19 protein-coding genes are annotated in these 18,596 nt (G+C 36.8%); 18 read left to right on the forward strand and 1 reads right to left on the reverse strand.

Features of this window, described 5'->3' with window-relative positions; translation table 11 throughout:
• Nucleotides 1–387 precede the first annotated feature (387 nt).
• The 7 genes from H4J69_RS08110 (at nucleotide 388) to H4J69_RS08140 (ending at nucleotide 6,717) form a co-directional block, all read left to right on the forward strand.
• Nucleotides 388–2,976 (forward strand): EAL domain-containing protein, encoded by a 2,589-nt coding sequence (locus H4J69_RS08110; protein WP_182244660.1) that lies wholly within the window; start codon nucleotides 388–390, stop codon nucleotides 2,974–2,976.
• Between the two features lie 180 nt (nucleotides 2,977–3,156).
• A complete protein-coding gene (locus H4J69_RS08115) occupies nucleotides 3,157–3,618 on the forward strand; it encodes a nuclear transport factor 2 family protein (protein WP_182221707.1) in 462 nt (153 codons plus the stop codon).
• Between the two features lie 242 nt (nucleotides 3,619–3,860).
• Nucleotides 3,861–4,775 (forward strand): hypothetical protein, encoded by a 915-nt coding sequence (locus H4J69_RS08120; protein WP_182214193.1) that lies wholly within the window; start codon nucleotides 3,861–3,863, stop codon nucleotides 4,773–4,775.
• Between the two features lie 167 nt (nucleotides 4,776–4,942).
• A complete protein-coding gene (locus tag H4J69_RS08125) occupies nucleotides 4,943–5,200 on the forward strand; it encodes a DUF2999 family protein (RefSeq protein ID WP_182170121.1) in 258 nt (85 codons plus the stop codon).
• A gap of 20 nt (nucleotides 5,201–5,220) precedes the next feature.
• Nucleotides 5,221–5,472, forward strand: coding sequence for a hypothetical protein (locus H4J69_RS08130; RefSeq protein ID WP_182221708.1), 252 nt, complete (start codon nucleotides 5,221–5,223; stop codon nucleotides 5,470–5,472).
• Nucleotides 5,473–5,517: 45 nt separating this feature from the next.
• Nucleotides 5,518–6,057, forward strand: a complete 540-nt coding sequence (locus tag H4J69_RS08135) for a DUF924 family protein (RefSeq protein ID WP_182221709.1) — start codon at nucleotides 5,518–5,520, stop codon at nucleotides 6,055–6,057.
• A gap of 18 nt (nucleotides 6,058–6,075) precedes the next feature.
• A complete protein-coding gene (locus tag H4J69_RS08140) occupies nucleotides 6,076–6,717 on the forward strand; it encodes an RDD family protein (RefSeq protein WP_182221710.1) in 642 nt (213 codons plus the stop codon).
• 102 nt (nucleotides 6,718–6,819) lie between these two features.
• On the opposite strand, the gene H4J69_RS08145 is transcribed toward H4J69_RS08140, so the two are convergent.
• Nucleotides 6,820–9,132: a peptidase U32 family protein gene (locus H4J69_RS08145; protein WP_182221711.1), complete on the reverse strand. Its 2,313-nt coding sequence runs from the start codon at nucleotides 9,130–9,132 to the stop codon at nucleotides 6,820–6,822.
• Between the two features lie 111 nt (nucleotides 9,133–9,243).
• On the opposite strand from H4J69_RS08145, the gene H4J69_RS08150 reads away from it, so the two are divergent.
• The 11 genes from H4J69_RS08150 (at nucleotide 9,244) to prc (ending at nucleotide 18,468) form a co-directional block, all read left to right on the forward strand.
• A complete protein-coding gene (locus tag H4J69_RS08150) occupies nucleotides 9,244–9,924 on the forward strand; it encodes a glutathione S-transferase (RefSeq protein ID WP_182221712.1) in 681 nt (226 codons plus the stop codon).
• A gap of 93 nt (nucleotides 9,925–10,017) precedes the next feature.
• Nucleotides 10,018–10,545: a TlpA disulfide reductase family protein gene (locus tag H4J69_RS08155; protein ID WP_310733598.1), complete on the forward strand. Its 528-nt coding sequence runs from the start codon at nucleotides 10,018–10,020 to the stop codon at nucleotides 10,543–10,545.
• A 32-nt stretch (nucleotides 10,546–10,577) separates the two neighbouring features.
• Nucleotides 10,578–10,802 (forward strand): DUF4266 domain-containing protein, encoded by a 225-nt coding sequence (locus H4J69_RS08160; protein WP_070376578.1) that lies wholly within the window; start codon nucleotides 10,578–10,580, stop codon nucleotides 10,800–10,802.
• Nucleotides 10,793–12,118 (forward strand): DUF3570 domain-containing protein, encoded by a 1,326-nt coding sequence (locus tag H4J69_RS08165; protein WP_182221713.1) that lies wholly within the window; start codon nucleotides 10,793–10,795, stop codon nucleotides 12,116–12,118. Before H4J69_RS08160 ends, H4J69_RS08165 begins: the two co-directional genes overlap by 10 nt.
• Nucleotides 12,119–12,197: 79 nt before the next feature.
• Entirely contained in the window at nucleotides 12,198–13,094 is an 897-nt protein-coding gene (locus H4J69_RS08170) for an FAD:protein FMN transferase (RefSeq protein ID WP_259366382.1), read from the forward strand.
• Nucleotides 13,095–13,205: 111 nt separating this feature from the next.
• Complete coding sequence (locus tag H4J69_RS08175) at nucleotides 13,206–13,835, forward strand: DUF2057 family protein (protein WP_182230374.1); 630 nt, start codon at nucleotides 13,206–13,208, stop codon at nucleotides 13,833–13,835.
• A 46-nt stretch (nucleotides 13,836–13,881) separates the two neighbouring features.
• Nucleotides 13,882–14,670: an SIMPL domain-containing protein gene (locus tag H4J69_RS08180; RefSeq protein ID WP_182230375.1), complete on the forward strand. Its 789-nt coding sequence runs from the start codon at nucleotides 13,882–13,884 to the stop codon at nucleotides 14,668–14,670.
• 145 nt (nucleotides 14,671–14,815) lie between these two features.
• Nucleotides 14,816–15,292 carry a GAF domain-containing protein gene (locus tag H4J69_RS08185; protein WP_070376583.1) on the forward strand — a complete coding sequence of 159 codons (477 nt, stop codon included), beginning with the start codon at nucleotides 14,816–14,818 and terminating at the stop codon, nucleotides 15,290–15,292.
• Nucleotides 15,292–15,582 carry a hypothetical protein gene (locus tag H4J69_RS08190; RefSeq protein ID WP_070376584.1) on the forward strand — a complete coding sequence of 97 codons (291 nt, stop codon included), beginning with the start codon at nucleotides 15,292–15,294 and terminating at the stop codon, nucleotides 15,580–15,582. The genes H4J69_RS08185 and H4J69_RS08190 overlap by 1 nt, the downstream gene beginning before the upstream one ends.
• 28 nt (nucleotides 15,583–15,610) lie before the next feature.
• Nucleotides 15,611–16,414, forward strand: coding sequence for an RNA chaperone ProQ (proQ, locus tag H4J69_RS08195; RefSeq protein WP_259366774.1), 804 nt, complete (start codon nucleotides 15,611–15,613; stop codon nucleotides 16,412–16,414).
• Nucleotides 16,415–16,431: 17 nt separating this feature from the next.
• On the forward strand, nucleotides 16,432–18,468 hold the full coding sequence (gene prc, locus H4J69_RS08200) for a carboxy terminal-processing peptidase (protein WP_182214210.1): 2,037 nt from the start codon (nucleotides 16,432–16,434) through the stop codon (nucleotides 18,466–18,468).
• Nucleotides 18,469–18,596: the final 128 nt, after the last annotated feature.

An 18,596-nucleotide genomic window follows, 5' to 3' on the forward strand; every position in this document is an offset into this window, starting at 1 on the left:
TGAGCTAATGTCTTACTTAGCAAATAAAAACATCAGTCATTTATTGGCTTGGTGTTTTTTTTATGGTGTTTTAGCAAGATTTAGCCCAATAGAATAAGTGCTAATGCACTTTTATTGACGGTCAATAATCGCTAAATTATAAAGTGTAACTTCTAATCTTCTATACTCTTTTTGACTTCCTGTTATTAATCTCACCCTATGTTACTATCTTAGTATTAAATGGAATTAAGTTAATTTAACGAACTATCTTAATGCAGTTTTTACTTGAATAAAATTTAACCTTCTTTTTAAGTATAATAGGATCATATGTTCAATGTTAAGCGCTTCTGCCTGCTAAAGGCGATCAAGGTTTCGTTCAAAAAATATCGGTATCTTTGCGCTTTTGTTATGCTGTTATTATTTTCAAATGATACTTTTTCAATGAGTGACTTTAGCGCTATTTTTGAAAAACATAGCGCAGTTATGTTAATCATTGAGCCTAAAACCGGTAATATTCTTCAGGCAAATTCAGCCGCTCAACATTTCTATGGATTCGCAGAAAAAAAACTTGAGTCACTGGCTATTCAAGACATTAACCTGTTGAGTGTAGAGCAAGTCGCTTCAGAAAGAGCCTTAGCTAAATCAGAAGATAGAAATTATTTTATTTTTAGACATCAAACCAGTAATGGCGATATTAAAACCGTGTCGTCACATTCCATTCCGATAACTTATAATAATAAAGCTGTGCTCTTTTCTATTATCCAAGATGTGACATCAGAAAGGGAATATCAGCAAGCGCTTTGGCATTATCAAAGTAATTTAGAGAACTTGGTCGACAAGCAAGTTAATGAAATCGATAAAACTAAAAAAAACTTAATACAACTATTAGTGATAGGTCTCTTGTTATTATCGACCTTGAGTCTGTTTTTACTTTTTATGTTAAAACGAAAAAATGAAGCTGAAGCTCAGCGTTCATTAATTGCTCAAATTGTAGAGCAAAGCCCAGTCTCAATTCAAACCACAGACCTTAATGGTATTATCACTTATGTTAATAAAGAATTTGTTAAAAGTTCTGGGTTTCAAGCAACAGAAGTGATCGGTCAAAAAACAAATATTCTTAAATCTGGTTTTCATCAATCTCCGCTCTATGAGAATTTATGGGCAACAATAACATCAGGTAAACACTGGATCGGGGAGTTTTATAATCAGCGAAAAAATGGTGATAATTTTTGGGAGAAAGCCAATGTATATCCCCTCAAAGATGCTAAAAATAGAATCACCAGTTATGTAGGGATTAAAGAAGATATTACCCAAATTAAGCAAGATGAAAAACAGTTGAGACTCGCTTCAACGGTATTTAAAACCGCAACAGAGGCTGTAATGGTTACCGATATTGATAATAATATTGTTGCGGTTAATCAAGCGTTTATATTAATTACTGGCTATGAGGAAAAAGAAGTCTTAGGTAAAAACCCCACATTATTAAGCTCTGGGCATCATGACACAGAATTTTATCAGCGCATGGCGGCAGATTTGGAAAGCTTGGGGCAGTGGCAAGGTGAAATCTGCAATCGACGTAAAAATGGTGAGGTGTTTTATGAATGGTTATCTGTTACTGCTTTGAGAGATGAGTTTGGGCAATTAGAGTCTTATGTTTCATTATTTAGTGATATTACTAAACGTAAAAAGGCCGAAGATAAAATTTATCGCCAAGCTAATTACGATTCATTGACCGGACTCGCCAATAGAAATCTGTTTGTCGACAGATTTGAGCATACTTTGGAACTTGCCCAACGGGACAATAATAGAGTTGCTATATTTTTTATTGATTTAGATGGCTTTAAGAATGTTAATGATACCTTTGGCCACGCTAAGGGAGATATGCTGTTAAAATTAACCACAGAGCGTATCAAAGAGTCGGTAAGAAAGGCCGATACGGTCAGTCGTTTGAGTGGTGATGAATTTGCAATAATTTTGTCGGGCGACAATGATGTCTTTAGTTTTGAAAAAATTGCCAGCCAGATACTTGATAAAATAGCTAAGCCATTTCATTTAATAGAAATAGAAGCTTATGTTACCGCAAGCATAGGTATATCAATATTTCCAGATGATGGCAGTACCTATGAAGAGCTATTGAGTAAAGCCGATAGCGCTATGTATAAAGCCAAAGAAAAGGGTAAAAATAATGTGCAATTTTTTACCAAAGAAATGGATATTAAAGCCCAACAACGAAGGCATCTAGAAGTTGAACTACGCAAGGTTATTGTTAACAAGGAGTTGATTTTACATTATCAACCTATCCATCAAGTTAGTAGTAATAAAGTTGTTTCTGCTGAGGCCTTAGTTAGATGGCTACACCCGATAAAAGGCTTGGTTCCACCGGCTGACTTTATTGCATTGGCAGAAGATATTGGTTTTATTACTGAAATTGGAGATTGGGTCTTAGAAGAAGCTTGTAAACAAGCTAAATGCTGGCAAAGCCAATTTGACCTTGCGCCAAAGATATCAGTTAATATCTCGAGTGTGCAGTTCCAACGTCAGGATTTTATCAGTAAACTTGAAACTATCTTAGCAAAAACACAACTTGCTCCAGATTCACTGATCCTTGAAATGACTGAAAGTTTATTAATTCAACAAGATGATCAAACCCTAATTCAGTTATCAGCTATAAGAGCTATGGGTATAGAACTGTCGATTGATGACTTTGGTACCGGTTATTCGTCACTTAGCTACTTAAAGCGGTTTCCTATTAGCATATTAAAAATAGACCGCGCTTTTATTAAAGATATTACCTTTAATGCTGAAGATGAAGCTTTGGCTTGCGCTATCTTGTCGATGGCAAAAAGTTTAGGTTTAAAAGTGGTTGCCGAAGGGGTTGAAGATCTTGCTCAGTGCCAATTACTAACTAAGCATCAATGCGATTATATTCAAGGATATTTTTTTAGTCGCCCACTCGAAGAGCACGCCTTTATTGCGTATCTCAACGACAATATTTAGCAATCGAACGTGCAAGGTAATGGTAATAAAAACTTATCTTGGTACGTAACGGTTAATTTTTATTAAAAACTATTACTCAAAGATAATCAGAGTTTAGGTTTTTGCTATAAAGTTTATTAACAAAGTGTCTATCAATTTAGCTAGGCATAATTATAAAATAACTGATTACTAGGGAAAACCATGAACAATAAAAATTTACTTATTCTTATTCTTACTTTATCAGTAAGCGTTAATTCATTGGCCAATGAAGCCGTTTTTAGACCGGTTGAAGCACTATTTTCTGCGATGTCAGCAGCAGACCATCTTAAAATGAAAGCCGTGGTCACTGACGATTTTCAGTTGTTAGAAGCCGGCGAAGATTGGAGCTTAACCGACCTGATTAACGTTGTTAAACCCTCAGAGTATAAGAGAAGAAACTATTTTAGTGTCATTAAAACAAGGGTTTATAGTGATGTTGCATGGGTGAGTTATTGGAATAAAGCAACTTTCAATAATGGCAAGGAAGAAAGTACTGTAGCTTGGTTAGAAAGTGCCGTCATGGTGAAAGTGGCGGGGCAATGGAAAATGCAAATGCTGCATTCAACGCGAATAAAAGCTGAGAGTATTCCTAAAGATATTTTATTGTCTGAATATGTTGATTAACCTGCGAACAACAGATTCAGATGTGACTAAGTATTTAAATTGAAAAATAATGACCTGCAGTCGCGACAAACTGTCTTTTCCTAAAAGCGCTAAAACAGTTTATAATAGCGTCGAAAAATTCGACTGGCAGCTGATCTTGAACATTCAAAGTGATCTCCTTAAACTTTATCCATTTTCTATTGAATTAAAATAAGTCTTTATTTTAATTCCTTGATTAGTATTTTCGGAAAATTAAAAACCCTATGCTCAAGAAAAACCTACGTTGGTTAACTACATTTTTATCATTGTTTATTTTTATTGCGCTGGGTTCATCAATTAAACATCATTATAACAATAAACTGGTTTCAATGGATGAGAGGCTCACGGAAGTTTCGGGTATTGAATTTGATAAAAAAGGTAAACTTTGGGCAATAAATGATGGTGGTGATAAGCCGAATTTATACCGGGTTGAAGCCGATGGTAAAATAAGTAAAACGGTGTTGATCACTAATGCTAAAAATATTGATTGGGAAGATATGACCCAAGACGATTTTGGCCATTTCTTTTTAGGTGATTTTGGTAATAACGACAATAAGCGAAAATGGCTAACCATCTATAAAATAGAAAATCCCATAGATATTAAGGGCGATAGCACTAGCGCTGAGATAATTAAATTTATGTATCCAGAGCAAAATAGTTATCCGCCAAAAGAACATCAGAAAAAATATGATTTAGAAGCTTTTGTTTTTTACAAAAAGAAATTGTACTTGTTTACAAAGAACAGATCCGTGCCATTTGACGGCGAAACTAATTTGTACCGAATAGGGGCTTATGCGGCTAATCATCAGGCGACAAAGCTCAGCTCTTTCACGACTTGTACGCATCATGAAAAACTCTGTTGGATAACTTCTGCGGCGTTAAGCCCCAATAAAAAGAAACTGGTGTTATTAGACTCACAAAGGTTGTGGCTATTTGAAAATTGGCAAGGGGATGACTTTTTTTCAGGCGATGCTTATGAAATTAATCTAGGGACTATTACCCAAAAAGAGTCAGTGACTTTTTTTGATGATAATACCGTTGTTTATACGGACGAAGAATTTATGGGTATTGGCAGAAATGCTTACTTAATTAAACTTGATAAACAAAGAAAAATTCCCGTTCACTCACTCCAAGAGTGAGCCATTTAAATATTGTTATCAATTCTTGCTATTTTTTAATCATCTAGTCACTAGGTAAATAACATTTACTGAAAATAGTGCCAATGAATGAGAAAATTAGATTGGTAAATGTCAGTTGAAATAGCGACAATGCTGTTTAGCTAAGTTTTATGTTTTAAGGAAAGGTAATGAATCCTATTATTCAGGCACTAAAAGAATTAAATGTAAGTGAAGAAAAAATTAAAGAACTTTTTCAAGTACTCACCGAAAACCCAATGATGGCGATGATGAATATTCAGTCATTGGGTTTACCACCGGAGAAGTTGCAATCAATTATGATGATGGTCATGTCTAGCCCAGAACTCATTAAAGAAGCGGTAGAAGAGCTAGGTTTAGATTTTGCTAAAGTTGAAGCGGCTAAAGCTAAACTTAAAGAAAATAAATAATAGTTTAGTAACTGTTATTGATGGCTAAGCCCAATAAAAAAGCCCCTGAAAAGTCTGTTGATATTTATTGCAGTAAGTGTCGAGCACCTCTGTATAAATACAAAAAAGGCGGTAAAGGGGCATTAGTTAAATGTTTTAAAGCTCGGATAGTTAAAAATTTTACCATGACACCCTGTGTGTGCCCAAGCTGTGCCAGTGTCTTTGCTCGGGAGACGTTAATTCGGGGTATGCCAGCCTTTAAAATGATTGGTGGCAAAGTGACGTATAAATAAAAGTGCTTAGCCGATAGATTGATTACAGCGATGGAGGTTGGGTAAATGAATGCAGATGACGTTTTAAATTTTTGGTTTAAAGAAATTGATCAATCACAGTGGTGGCTAAAAGACCTCGCGTTTGATCAGTGTATTATTAGCAAGTTTTCGGCTGTGCATCTGGCGGCAAATAGTGGTGAGTTATTCAAATGGCGACTTACAGCTAAAGGGCGACTTGCTGAAATTATTATTCTAGATCAGTTCTCTAGAAATATGTATCGTGATACGCCAGGTGCTTTTGCCTGTGACCCTTTAGCTTTAGCGCTTGCTCAAGAAGCGATAGCCGTTGGCGCTGATCAAGAGTTAAATCATTTAGAAAGAAATTTTTTGTATATGCCGTTTATGCATAGTGAGTCATTAATGATACATGATATCGCTGTTAAGCTCTTTGTCGATAATGGCGTTGCTTCAAGTATCGATTTTGAAAATAAACATAAAATAATCATTGAAAAATTTGGCCGTTATCCGCATCGCAATAAAATCCTTAACAGGAAGTCTAGTCAAGAAGAACGTGAGTTCTTAACACAAGCCAATTCACCTTTTTAAAAAGGAAGCATAGTCTACATGGATCCAATAATCGATTTTACGTCATATACCTTAGAAGAATTATACTCAGCAGCAGAACAAATCGACAGTGAGCAATACCCAGAACGAGCTGCAGAAATTAATAAGTTAATAGTTGAGAAAACAGTTGTTGAACCCGCACCTGTAGCTGTAACAGTCGAGCAAACTGTCGCTGAACCGGCGATAGAACAAAATGTGAAAAGAGTGGGTGAAAAAGCAACACGTTTAGACCGTTTTTATGCGGCATTAATTGATGGTCTTATTGGTATATTTGCTGCTGTACCTATTTTTATCACTGTCGGTTTTGATAAATTAGCGGAACCCACTTTTTCTTTAACAGTGATGTTACTCGCTTATGGACTTATTGCTGGCCTTGTCTTACATGGTTACCTGCTTTACCATTATGGACAAACCATAGGCAAGAATTTCATGTCTATTCGAATTGAAAATTTAGATGACAGTAAGGCAAGTTTAACGACAATTTACGTTAAGCGGATGATACCGATGCAACTACTTTCTCTTGTTCCTTTTGGTGGTCAAATTATTTCAGGCCTGGTTAATCCACTCTTTATCTTTGGTAAAGAAAAGCGTTGTTTGCATGATTATGTCGCAAAAACAAAAGTCTGTTATACCAACAACTAAACTTATTTAATGATAAAACCTGCATGTTTACTGACTTAGTCTGGTGATAAACATGCAGTTATTTTATAAGCATCGTTTTGGTATTATTTGCTCGCGATTATCTTATAAGCCGTTATGATATTGGCTGTTCGTTGATTCAGGTACCATGATATTAAGTGTCTCAGGTACGTTAATATTACCGTTAAGTAATGCTTCAAATTGACTAATTAATAACGCTTTGTCTGGTGTTTCTTTATCACCTGAGCCAATGTTAGTCAGATCAATCATAAAGCCATCAAATAAATCACTTAGGTCTTCAATAATTTCAGTATTTAAAAACTGGTCTTGATTATAAATACTTGGATAGCCGGCTTTTTGTTTATCGATAGCAAACGAAACACCTTTCAAGTTAGTGATACTGGTAGATTTATCACACGACAGCATACAGCCGTTATCAATGCGTGGCTTTTCACAGCCAACACTTTGTTGGAAGAAACATTGTCGGCTGGCCATCAATAAAATAGGGTGGTAAATACTGTAGAAAAGTTTGAAGTTTTCCGGACGAGCAATATTTCTAATTTGTTGACGGTTTATTTCGTTAGAAATAAACGCACCTTTACAATCAAAACCTTCTTGCATTGCAAGTAAAGCGTAAGAGTTAGTCGTATTTAAGAAAGGCCCTGCTATCCACTGAATCCCCAAACGGTTCGCTTCATAAGCGATACCCGTGTTATTGGTTACAATCAGTTGTGGTTTTACTTGTTGTAAAATATTGACCGCAACGTCGTAATCTTTGCCAATTAATACTGAAGGAAACCAAGGGATCAAGCGAGGGTTTTCTTTAAGAAAACCGACATACTTAGTACAACCGCGTTTATATGCATCGGGTAATTTAAAGTAAATATCTGCCGAAGTTAATTTTGCTAATTCAACATCACTTTCATCACAAATAAGAATTGATAGCTCGGCTTTTGCATCACCAGTCGGGGTATGTTTAGGGTGATTGGCTAACTTAGGTAATTGAACCTCAGGTAACACAGCTTTAGAGTTATTCAACAAAAAGGCGGCTTCATTTTTTAATACCGTTAATTCTTTAAAAGGAATGCTTAAGCCATCTTCTAAGTCATCGGTTATTATTTCAATCAAATCGAAATGGGCATTGTTAAAGCTTTTAAAACGCTTTTCAAGGGTTTCTCTGTCAATACTCAGTTTGCCACTTTTTACTAAGTTGCTTTGTGACTTAAGCGCGTAACTTTTAACCTCAAGCCCTTTCTCGCTGTCTTTAGCATCAACAAAAGCTTGCTGTTGAGAAAGTTCTTTTGTCGTTACGGTCAAGGTAAGTGGTTTATCTAATGTACCGGAAATAGCCAGTGTTAGCGGTATTTTTCCAATGGTTAAATGTTTTATTTTATCGTCAACAGAGGCATTGATCAGCTGTTTTTCATCATTAAGTTTTTGTTCAACTTCTTGAATTTGTACAACTGATATTGCATTACTTTTATCGACAGCGTGGTATTTAGAGTTATCCCGTGGGTTTTCAATAAACATTGACTGATTTAAATCACCACGTAAAAAGGCGTTGGAGAAGTCGCGGTTAAAAACTTTATAAAGGCGTTCACCATCTTCGAGTAATTCACCCGTTTTAAGGAAACCATCAATTTGTTTGCGAAAGCTATCAACAACAGTATGAACGTAGCTTGCACCTTTTATACGTCCTTCAATTTTAAAGGAATGCACACCCGCTTCGATAAGCGCAGGTAAATCAAAAAAGGCCGAGTTATCTTTTATATTTAACGGGAATTTATTACCGGTTGCTGTTGGTTCATATTCTTCACGACAAGCTTGGCTACAACGACCACGATTTCCTGAATTGCCAACACTTGCTGAGGTTGAATAACAAAGACCAGAGAAAGCCACACAGAGTGAACCATGCACAAAAACTTCTGTTAAGGTATCGTGTGCTTTGCCTGCTGCTGCCATTGCGGTAATTTCACGTAAATCTAGCTCTCTTGATAAATTCACTCGTGATGCACCGAGTTTTTTCAAAAAAGGTATTTGACCAACGTTATGGGTGGTTAATTGCGTTGATGCGTGAATATCTAAGGTTGGAAAATGCTGGGTAAGCAGATAGAACATGCCAATATCTTGCACGATAACACCATCAAGTGTGGTGTTGGCAAGTTTAGTTAATAATTTAGCCAGTGAAGCAAATTCACGCTCTAAGATCACCACATTCAAGGTTAAAAATATTTCACATTGATACTGATGAGCTAAACGAATAACGCCAACAAGTTGATCAAAGGAGATATTAGTCGCACGATTACGGGCGTTAAAAGTATCTAGGCCACAGTAAACGGCATCGGCTCCAGCAATAATCGCTGCTTTAATTGCTTCGACATCACCGCCGGGTGCTAATAACTCTATTTTTTGATCCATGGGGTCACTTATTTTCACTTAAATTTAAAGGTGGCGATTTTACCGATATATTTCCTTAATGAATACCGTTAAAGTAACTTATTATTTTATATTTTCTATAAATAAACGCCCATGAAGCCAAACTCGTCGTTACCTGTACTCTATTCCTTAAGAAACTGTCCTTATGCAATGCGCGCAAGAATCGCAATATATTATGCAAAACAGACAGTTGCATTACGTGACCTGGTATTAACCGATAAACCCGATGAAATGATTGCGGTATCACCAAAAGGCACGGTCCCAGTTTTAGTCACCGAACTTGATACGGGAGAGCCACGGGTTATTGAAGAAAGTCTGGAGGTTATGCTGTGGGCATTAGATAAAAGCGATCCCGATAATCTTCTGCATAGTGATACACCTGATTTATTACCGGAAATGTTATCGTTAATTTCAACATTTGATGATGAATTTAAACAATGTTTTGATAAATATCAGTGTGCAAAACGTTATCATGAAACTTCACTGGCCAGTGACAGAGCTGCGTGTGAAAAATACATAGCCGATTTAGAGCAACGTCTACAACTCACTGAATTTCTTATGTCAGACAAAAACAGTTTGGCCGATATCGCTTTATTGCCTTTTATTCGTAAGTTTTCAAAAGTCGAGCGGCAATGGTATTTACATTCACCGTATCCGAAACTTAGGGCATGGCTAAATAACTATTTACAAAGCCGGATGTTCAGTAAAGTGATGACCCAATACCCCTTGTGGTTGGAAAATAAAGCGGTGATAACTTTTGGCGACGACCGTTAAAAAGTCATTATTAAGTTTGTTTAATTTTTCTTAAGCTTTCCTTAAGAAAACTTAACTAAGATAGCGTCAATTATATTTCTTGATGGTATTTCAGTGAACATACTTAACGTACAACATCCTTATCTAACAGCAAGAGTGGCTATTAAAAGATTGCAATTTTTTTTCTTTTTGATGCTAACGTCTTTAGCATTACTGAGTCATGCCCAAGCGAATAATCTATCTGAAAGTTCAGCTAAAATGCAATTAGATACCCTAATAGCTCAACACCATGGTGATGTTATTTATGTAGATTTTTGGTCATCTTGGTGCGGTCCTTGTCGTAAATCATTCCCGTGGATGAATAAAATGCAGAATGAGCATCAAGCACAAGGCTTTACTGTTATTAGTATTAACCTCGATACGGAACAAAGATTAGCCACTGAATTTTTACGAGAGAACCCAGCAAACTTTTCGGTAATTTATGATCCTAACGGTGAGCTCGCGCGCTTTTTTAAAATTCAGGGGATGCCCAGTAGTTTGATCATCAACAAGTTAGGTGAGATTAAATACGCACATAGTGGTTTTTTTACCAACAAAGTTTCACAATACGAACAAGAAATTCAACAGTTACTTGCTCTCTAACGAATAATATAAAGAGAATAATGAGGTTTTCAATGAACAATAAATTTAAATATTCACTGGTTTTTGCTGCGGTAACTTTGGCATCAGGTTGCTCAAGTTTAGGTGTCGAACCTTGGGAACGTGATCTGTTAGCAAAAGAGCAAATGGCCTTAACATCTTCGCCAATTGATTCGGCACTTGATGATCATATTTATTTCAGCAAAGAAGCGTCAAGCGGCGGTAAAAGCTTCGGTGGCGGAGGTTGTGGATGCAATTAATTAACGAGAGTAAATCGAAAAAAACCATCAATAAAAAGAACCTCAAGGCTGCGTTAACTTTAGCAACTACCGCTTTGTTAGGCAGTGTTCAAGTTAGTGCTGCCCCAACATCAGTAGCAGCAGATAAAGATACTTGGTCTTTTGACTCCGCGTTTTTATATTACAGTGAGGCTGATCGTGTTTCAGCAGCAGAAGCTGTTTTTAATGCTAAAAAAACTTACAGCGACGATAGTATTTTAAATTTGAAGTTAACGGTTGATGCATTAACGGGGGCTTCAGCCAATGGCGCCGTTGCTCAGCCCGATGTTCAAACGTTTACAAGACCCTCTGGTAAAGGAGATTATCAAGTTAAAGCAGGTGAAACACCCCTTGATGACACTTTTCATGATACGCGTGTACAGCTGAATGCTCAGTGGACGCAAGCACTAGCACCTAATTTTACAGGCAGTGTCGGTGGGCATCTATCAAAAGAATATGATTACTTGTCTTTAGGGGTAAATGGCAATATTGCTTATGACTTTAATAAGAAGAACTCGACTATTTCTTTTGGTTTAAGTCATTTTCAAGACACCTTTACACCAGAAGGGGGCTTACCTAAACCTTTTGCTTCTATGGCGTCAGCTTATAATGACAGCGAAGACGAAAGTGCTCATGATGCTACTCGAATGGGCAGAGATGATGATAAAACCACCTCGGATATTATGGTAGGTTTTACCCAAGTCATTAATAGACGTATGGTCACACAGTTTAATTATTCCTATTCGGTTGTTGATGGCTATTTGACGGACCCCTTTAAAGTCTTAAGTTTGTTAAATAACGAAGGTCTTGCACAAGACTATTTATATGAGAATCGCCCAAATGAACGGACCAAACAAAGTGTTTTTGCACAAACAAAATATCATTTTGATGAAACTATTTTAGATGTGTCATATCGGTATATGTGGGATGACTGGGATATAAAGTCTCATACGGTAGATACTCGCTTTTATATTCCGTTAGGTAACGGTAGCTATTTAGAGCCTCATTTACGTTTTTATCAACAAGGCGCAGCCCAATTTTATCAACCTTTCTTAATGGAAGATGATGCAACACCTGAGTTTGCCAGTGCCGATTACCGTATTGGTGAAATGACCGCTTATACGGTTGGTTTAAAATATGGTATGAAGTTAGCAGATGGTAATGATTTGTCTTTTAGACTTGAATATTATCGCCAAGACCCAAAAAGTGCCGGACATAAAGTGCCTAGTGCTTTAGCTAACATAGATATATATGAAAGCATTGATGCAATAATTGCGCAGGTTAGCTATTCGTTCTAAAGTGTAGTAATAATCTAAATAATACAAGCCCTTATTTAATTACATAAATAGGGGCTTTATCTTTTTATCAAGGTGACAATTGAATAAACTTAGAGAAATAAAACTGGCCAAACGCTCAGACGGATTCTGTATTCAATTTGATGCTATGGCCAGTCTGTGTGAGGTGATTATTGAAACCTCGGACCCCGCGCTTGCCAAACAGCTTGGTGAACAAGTCAGTACAGAAGTTTGGCGCATTGAAGACAAGTATAGCCGTTACAACTCCGATAGCCTTTGTAGCCAGATAAATCAAAGTCAGGGTAAGCCCATCGCTATTGACGATGAGACTTTTGCTTTATTAAACTTTGCCGATACTTGTTATCAACTTAGCGATGGGATATTTGATATAACCTCAGGCGTGCTAAGAAAAGTCTGGTGTTTTGATTGCTCTGACAATATTCCTACTTCGCTGGCGGTTAAAAAGGCCATGGAGAATGTGGGTTGGCATAAAATAAAATACGATAATCGCCAAGTGACTTTACCGATAAATATGGAAATTGATTTCGGTGGTATTGGTAAAGAGTATGCAGTTGATCGCGCCATAGTCTTAATAAATTTATTAACACAACAACCCGTATTGGTGAATTTAGGTGGCGATTTAGCGACAAATTCATCAAGAAAAAATGGTCAACCGTGGCAAGTTGGAGTAGAGCACCCTGGTTTTGTCGACAAAAAAACCATAGTCGTCTCATTATTTAAAGGTGCACTGGCAACGAGTGGCGATGCAAAGCGCTTTTTAGAGAAAAACGGTCAACGTTACAGCCATATTCTAAATGCTAAAACGGGTTGGCCAATTGAGCATGCACCGCGGTCAATGACTGTTTCAGCACCACAATGCATTCAAGCGGGTATATTGGCGACGTTAGCTCAAATGCAGGGCGAAAATGCAGAACAGTTTTTAACCGAACAAGACATCAAGCACTGGGCTATTCGTTAGTTACTTCAAATACGCTTATTAATAACAGAATTTATCATAAGTTAAATCGCAAATAGTACGAATTAACGATAAGCTAAGCTTTCGTTAATTCTTTTTGTGTAGGTTTTACTGATGACACCTTGGTCTTTTAATTTATTAGCTTGTTTATTTTTTTGTTTTATAAATGTTAACGATGCTGTTGCTGCACAATTGGTGGTGCCTGATGTTTATAAATTGATAAAAGTTAATGGTGAAAAGGCAAGTAGTGATTTTTTTAGCCGAAATACTGTCGTTGATATAAAGCGCGGTGAAAATATTTTAATCGTGCAATATAGCGAGCTTTTTGAAAATTATGATGACGACGACCACGTAACGATAAAGTCTGCTCCCCAAGTTATTTTATTTACTTTAAAAGAAACCGTCCACCAGAAGTACATTATGGTCACCCCCGTTATATCTGACAGCTTTAACGCACGTGAATTTGCCCAATCCCCGACCATTGAAATAAAGTCTTTTAATGAAAACTCAGTTCAACAAGACGCTATATTTGTGCATAATCAAAGTTTAACTGAATTTGAAGCGGGCTTAGCCTTTAAAAAAATAGCTGAACATCAAAAACAGCTGGCTAAAACGCCTGAAAATAATAAACAAAGTAGCGATATTAAAAAATCAGACGATGCTTTAAATAAATTAAAGTTTTGGTGGCATAAAGCAAATAAAGAACAACAAAAACGATTTGTTGAATCTATTCAACAGAAGTAAAATAGTTAATGTACCTTTTTACAAACAACTCACTATTGGGGATAAGATGAAATACCTACTCGTTATTATGATCAGTTTATTTTCATTATCTATCACAGCAGAGCAATACACGACTCAGGGTATTGAAGTCATTGGTAAAGGGTCGGTTAGTGCAACGCCTGACAAGTTTACTTTTACGGTGACGGTTAGCCAACGCGGCAATGTTGCCAGCAAAGCTAAAGCCTTGGTTGACCACAAAAGCCAGTTAGTGACCCAGATGTATTTATCAATTGGCATTGCTGAGTCTGCTATTGAATCCGCTCGATTAGAATTAATTCCCCGCTATGAAATACCGGCTGATGTGCCAGCGATAATCGTTCATCAGAAGTTGCCTAATCAAGGAGAGTTCGAAAAAAGCAACACGAAAGCGGTTATTAATAGTCATCAATTAGCAGATAACTCAGCGGCTCAGCAAGAAAAAGTTTACTTTGAAGTCTCTCGTACCATAAAAGTGACTTTTAGCGATTTTTCGCGCTATGACCAATTACTCGATAATGTTGTAAAAATCGGTGTTAATCGCATTTCTGCTTTGCAAACTTCAATAATAAACGATGAAGCTTTGTATCAACAAGCGCTGATCAATGCCTTAAAAAATGCGCACCAAAAAGCCATCACTATTGCCAAGCAAATGGGCGTTACCTTAGGTAAGATTTCAAATTTGACTGAGTCTGCTTATCACACACCAAACACTTATGGTGTGGCAGGTAGAAGTAACGGCGGTTTTAATTCACAAGTAGCAGAAAGTAATGTTGTTGCTCAAGTGAATGTTACTTTTGCTATAAAAACCGAGAAATAAAGCGGCAGTTAAGCTAATTTGCAGCAATATAAGTTAAAAGTGCATAAAATCTGTAATAATTGCTTTAACTTCGCGGGTTATCGGGTTATGTTATGCGTTTTTTGACCATCACTTATCTTTGATAAACATAAGAATACCGGTATTTATGAATAAAAATGATTTATATCAAGAACTTTACCAACAAGTTGATGCCTTAATCAGCGATGAACCTGATATTATTGCTAACATGGCAAATATCAGCGCCTTACTTTTTGAGCACTTGTCACAAGTAAACTGGGTTGGATTTTATCGTTTAATTGATAATGAACTAGTTTTAGGGCCTTTTCAGGGTAAAGTGGCTTGTATTCGTATTCCTGTTGGCACAGGGGTCTGTGGCACAGCAGTTAGCCAAAGCACCACACAGCGTATTGCCGATGTTCATTCTTTTGATGGTCACATTGCTTGCGATGCAAGTAGTAATTCAGAAATTGTTATTCCGGTAAAAGTCGGTGACAATATTATTGCTGTCCTTGATATAGATAGCACAGCCTATGATCATTTTGATGAAATTGATCAACAAGGTTTGGAAGCAATAATTAATTTATTTGAAAATATGATCATCAAGCATGGCGTGTTAAACTAATGAAAGAAATTATCGTTATTCATGATTATCTCGTTAGCGAAAGTATTGTCGGTGACTGGGATGGCCAAGAAGAATTCGTTGCCGAACGAATAAATGAAATTTATCATCTGATTTATGATTTAGCCGAAGAAGATATTGAACCAGAGATATTAGCGCAATTATTATCTTTGGTTTGGGACACTTGGATTTGCCAAGAATCACTACCTGACATAGATAGTGAAGATATTTATGACTGGTGCCAACATTTGTTGGATAACCGTGAACAGTACCTTCAAGATTTAACCTCTTAGATTTAAGAATTTTTAAAAAGTTGTATTTATGGACACTAAAATAGTAAACGAAGTGAGCAAAACAGAAATGAGTAATACTGAAACTGAAGTAACTACTGACGTTGCAGTTGATACTGACGTTGCACAACAAACACCAGTAGCAGCAGAGCAAGAAACTGAAGTTAAACGGTTAAGCACAAAAGAAATTATTGCTTATTTAGCGGATAAATTTCCAAAGTGTTTCTCGGTTGATGGTCCAGCTAAAGCGCTTAAAATCGGCATCTTTCAAGATTTGTCTGTAAATTTAGCGGAAGATGGCACTGTAAGTAAAACTCGCTTACGTCAAGCATTAAGACATTACACTAGCAGCTGGCGTTATTTGAAAGCGGTTAAGTTGGGTAACTTTCGTGTTGATATCGATGGCAATGACTCTGCTGAGATAGATCAAGAGCAAGCTGACTATGCCAGTAAGACACTAAAAGAAAGCCAAGACAAATTTGGTAACAAAAACAAACACGACAAAGCAAGCAAAAAGCCTTATAAAGGATCTAAGCTTAATAAGTCAGACAATCCTACTGAAGCAAAACCGTCTGCTCACAACCTAGAAGCAAAGCAAGAAAAACAAGCTAAGTTTAAGTCGGTAAAATCAACTAAATCGACGCATACTAAAGCAGAAGTTAAACTTGTTCCTGTTGAAGACAGCGCAGTCGTTGTTGGTAAAAGCGTTAAAGTTAAATTAGGCAACTCGCCTATGAACGCTGTTATCACTGAAGTTGCTGGTAAAGATGTGAGTGTACAATTAAATTCAGGAATGGTTGTTAAGACACAAATTAAAAATATATTTACTGAATAAATTGGAGTGTTTTGGGCATGCTAAAAATTTGTCGTATCGCAATTGCCGTTTCTTTGTCGCTATCAGCAATGAACATCTTTGCTGTCGAAAATCTTGATAAGGTAGAATCGCTACCCATATTGGCTCCTGAAAGCCAGCATGCTGCATCGAGTAAACGCGTTACTGCGCAGTTTACTCGAGCCCATTACTCGAAAGTTGACATGGATGATGCGCTCTCTGAAAAAATATTTGACCGTTATATAAAACAACTTGATTATGCTCGAAATGTTTTTTTAGCGACCGATATAGAAGACTTTCAAAAGCATCGTCTTGAATTTGATCAAATAATCGCTCGTGGTAAGTTAGATATAGCCTATGACATATTTAACTTAAACCTTCAAAGACGTGCCGAGCGTTATGAATATGCATTAAGCCTTTTAGAAAAAGAACCTTTCGACTTTACTGTAAACGAAGTTTATAACTTCGACCGTGAAGAAGCTGATTGGCCAAAAGATAGTGCAGAATTAAATGAGTTATGGCGCTTAAAAGTTAAGTACGACGCCCTAAATTTAACCTTAGCGGGTAAAGAATGGCCTAAAGTGCAAGAAGTTTTAGGCAAACGCTATCGTTATGCGATTAAAAGATTAAAACAAAGTGAAAGTGAAGATGTTTTCCAAGTCGTCATGAATAGCTTTGCTCGCGTTGTTGAACCTCACACCTCTTATTTATCACCAAGAAATGCTGAAAAATTTCAAATGGACATGAATCTGTCTCTTGAAGGGATTGGTGCGGTACTTAGAGCTGAAGAAGACTATACGGTTATCAATAGCGTTGTTCCCGGTGGACCGGCAGACAAATCAAACGAAGTAAAACCTAAAGACCGAATCGTCGGTGTTGCGCAAGACGATGATAAATTTGAAGATGTTATCGGTTGGCGTTTAGATGATGTTGTAGATCTCATTAAAGGACCTAAGGGCACCAAAGTTCGTTTGCAAATTTTACCAGCGGAAGCGGAAGATGATGCCGTTATTAAAGTTGTTACGATTGTTCGTGATAAAATAGTCCTTGAAGACAGAGCGGCAAAGTCTGAAGTGTATTTTGAAACTAAAGGTGATGAAAAGTCTAAAAAATTAGGTATTATCACTATACCTAGTTTTTATAATAATTTATCGCGCGATGTGAACAAAGAACTCGATAAACTTAAAGCTGAACAAGTCGCTGGTATTATTATTGATTTACGTGGTAATGGCGGTGGTTCATTACGTGAAGCAACATTATTAACGGGTTTATTTATTGATAAAGGCCCCGTTGTCCAGATACGTGATGGTGCAAACCGAGTACAAGTTAATAGTGATGATGATGGAGTCAGTTCTTATGATGGCTCATTAACCGTGATGGTTGACAGATACAGTGCTTCTGCTTCTGAAATTTTTGCCGCAGCGATTCAAGATTATGGTCGTGGGGTAATCGTAGGCGAACATACCTTTGGTAAAGGTACTGTTCAGCAACATCGTGGACTAGGGCGAGTTTATGACCTTTATGACAATCCATTAGGTAGTATTCAATTTACCATCGCTAAGTTTTACCGTATCAATGGTGGTAGTACTCAGCATAGAGGTGTTTTACCCGATATTTCTTTTCCAACGGCTGTTGACCCAGAAGACTGGGGAGAAAGTCGAGAGAAAAATGCACTACCTTGGGATCAAATCCCTAAGGCAAAATATCAAGCTTTAGGTAACTTATCGGCTGACTTAACGTACCTCACTTCACTGCATAGTGAGCGTGTTAAAGGCAATCGTGAGTTTAACTACTTACTTGATGATATTGCGGTTTATCAAAAAGAGAAAGACGATAAAACTATTTCCCTTAAGTTAGATGAACGTAAAGCAAAACGCGAAGAACGAAAAGCGAAGCAACTTATTCGTGTTAATGAACGATTAGTTGTTATGGGTAAAGAAAAAGTGAAATCACTTGAAGACTTACCTGATGAGTTAGAAGAATTGGATCCATTTTTAGATGAAACGGCTAAGATAACTTTTGATTTAATCTCGCTGGGTAAAGTCGCTAAAAAATAATGATTACCCACCCAAAAAAGCCGCTTAATTGCGGCTTTTATGTAAGAAAAAAGCTAAACTCAATTTCTTCTATAGATTAGCCTATATGCGTTACCCTGACTTTTAGGGGTTTGTGATTAATATCAATT

Origin of the sequence: Colwellia sp. BRX10-9 (assembly GCF_014077405.1) — a bacterium.
Taxonomy (GTDB): Bacteria; Pseudomonadota; Gammaproteobacteria; order Enterobacterales; family Alteromonadaceae; genus Colwellia_A.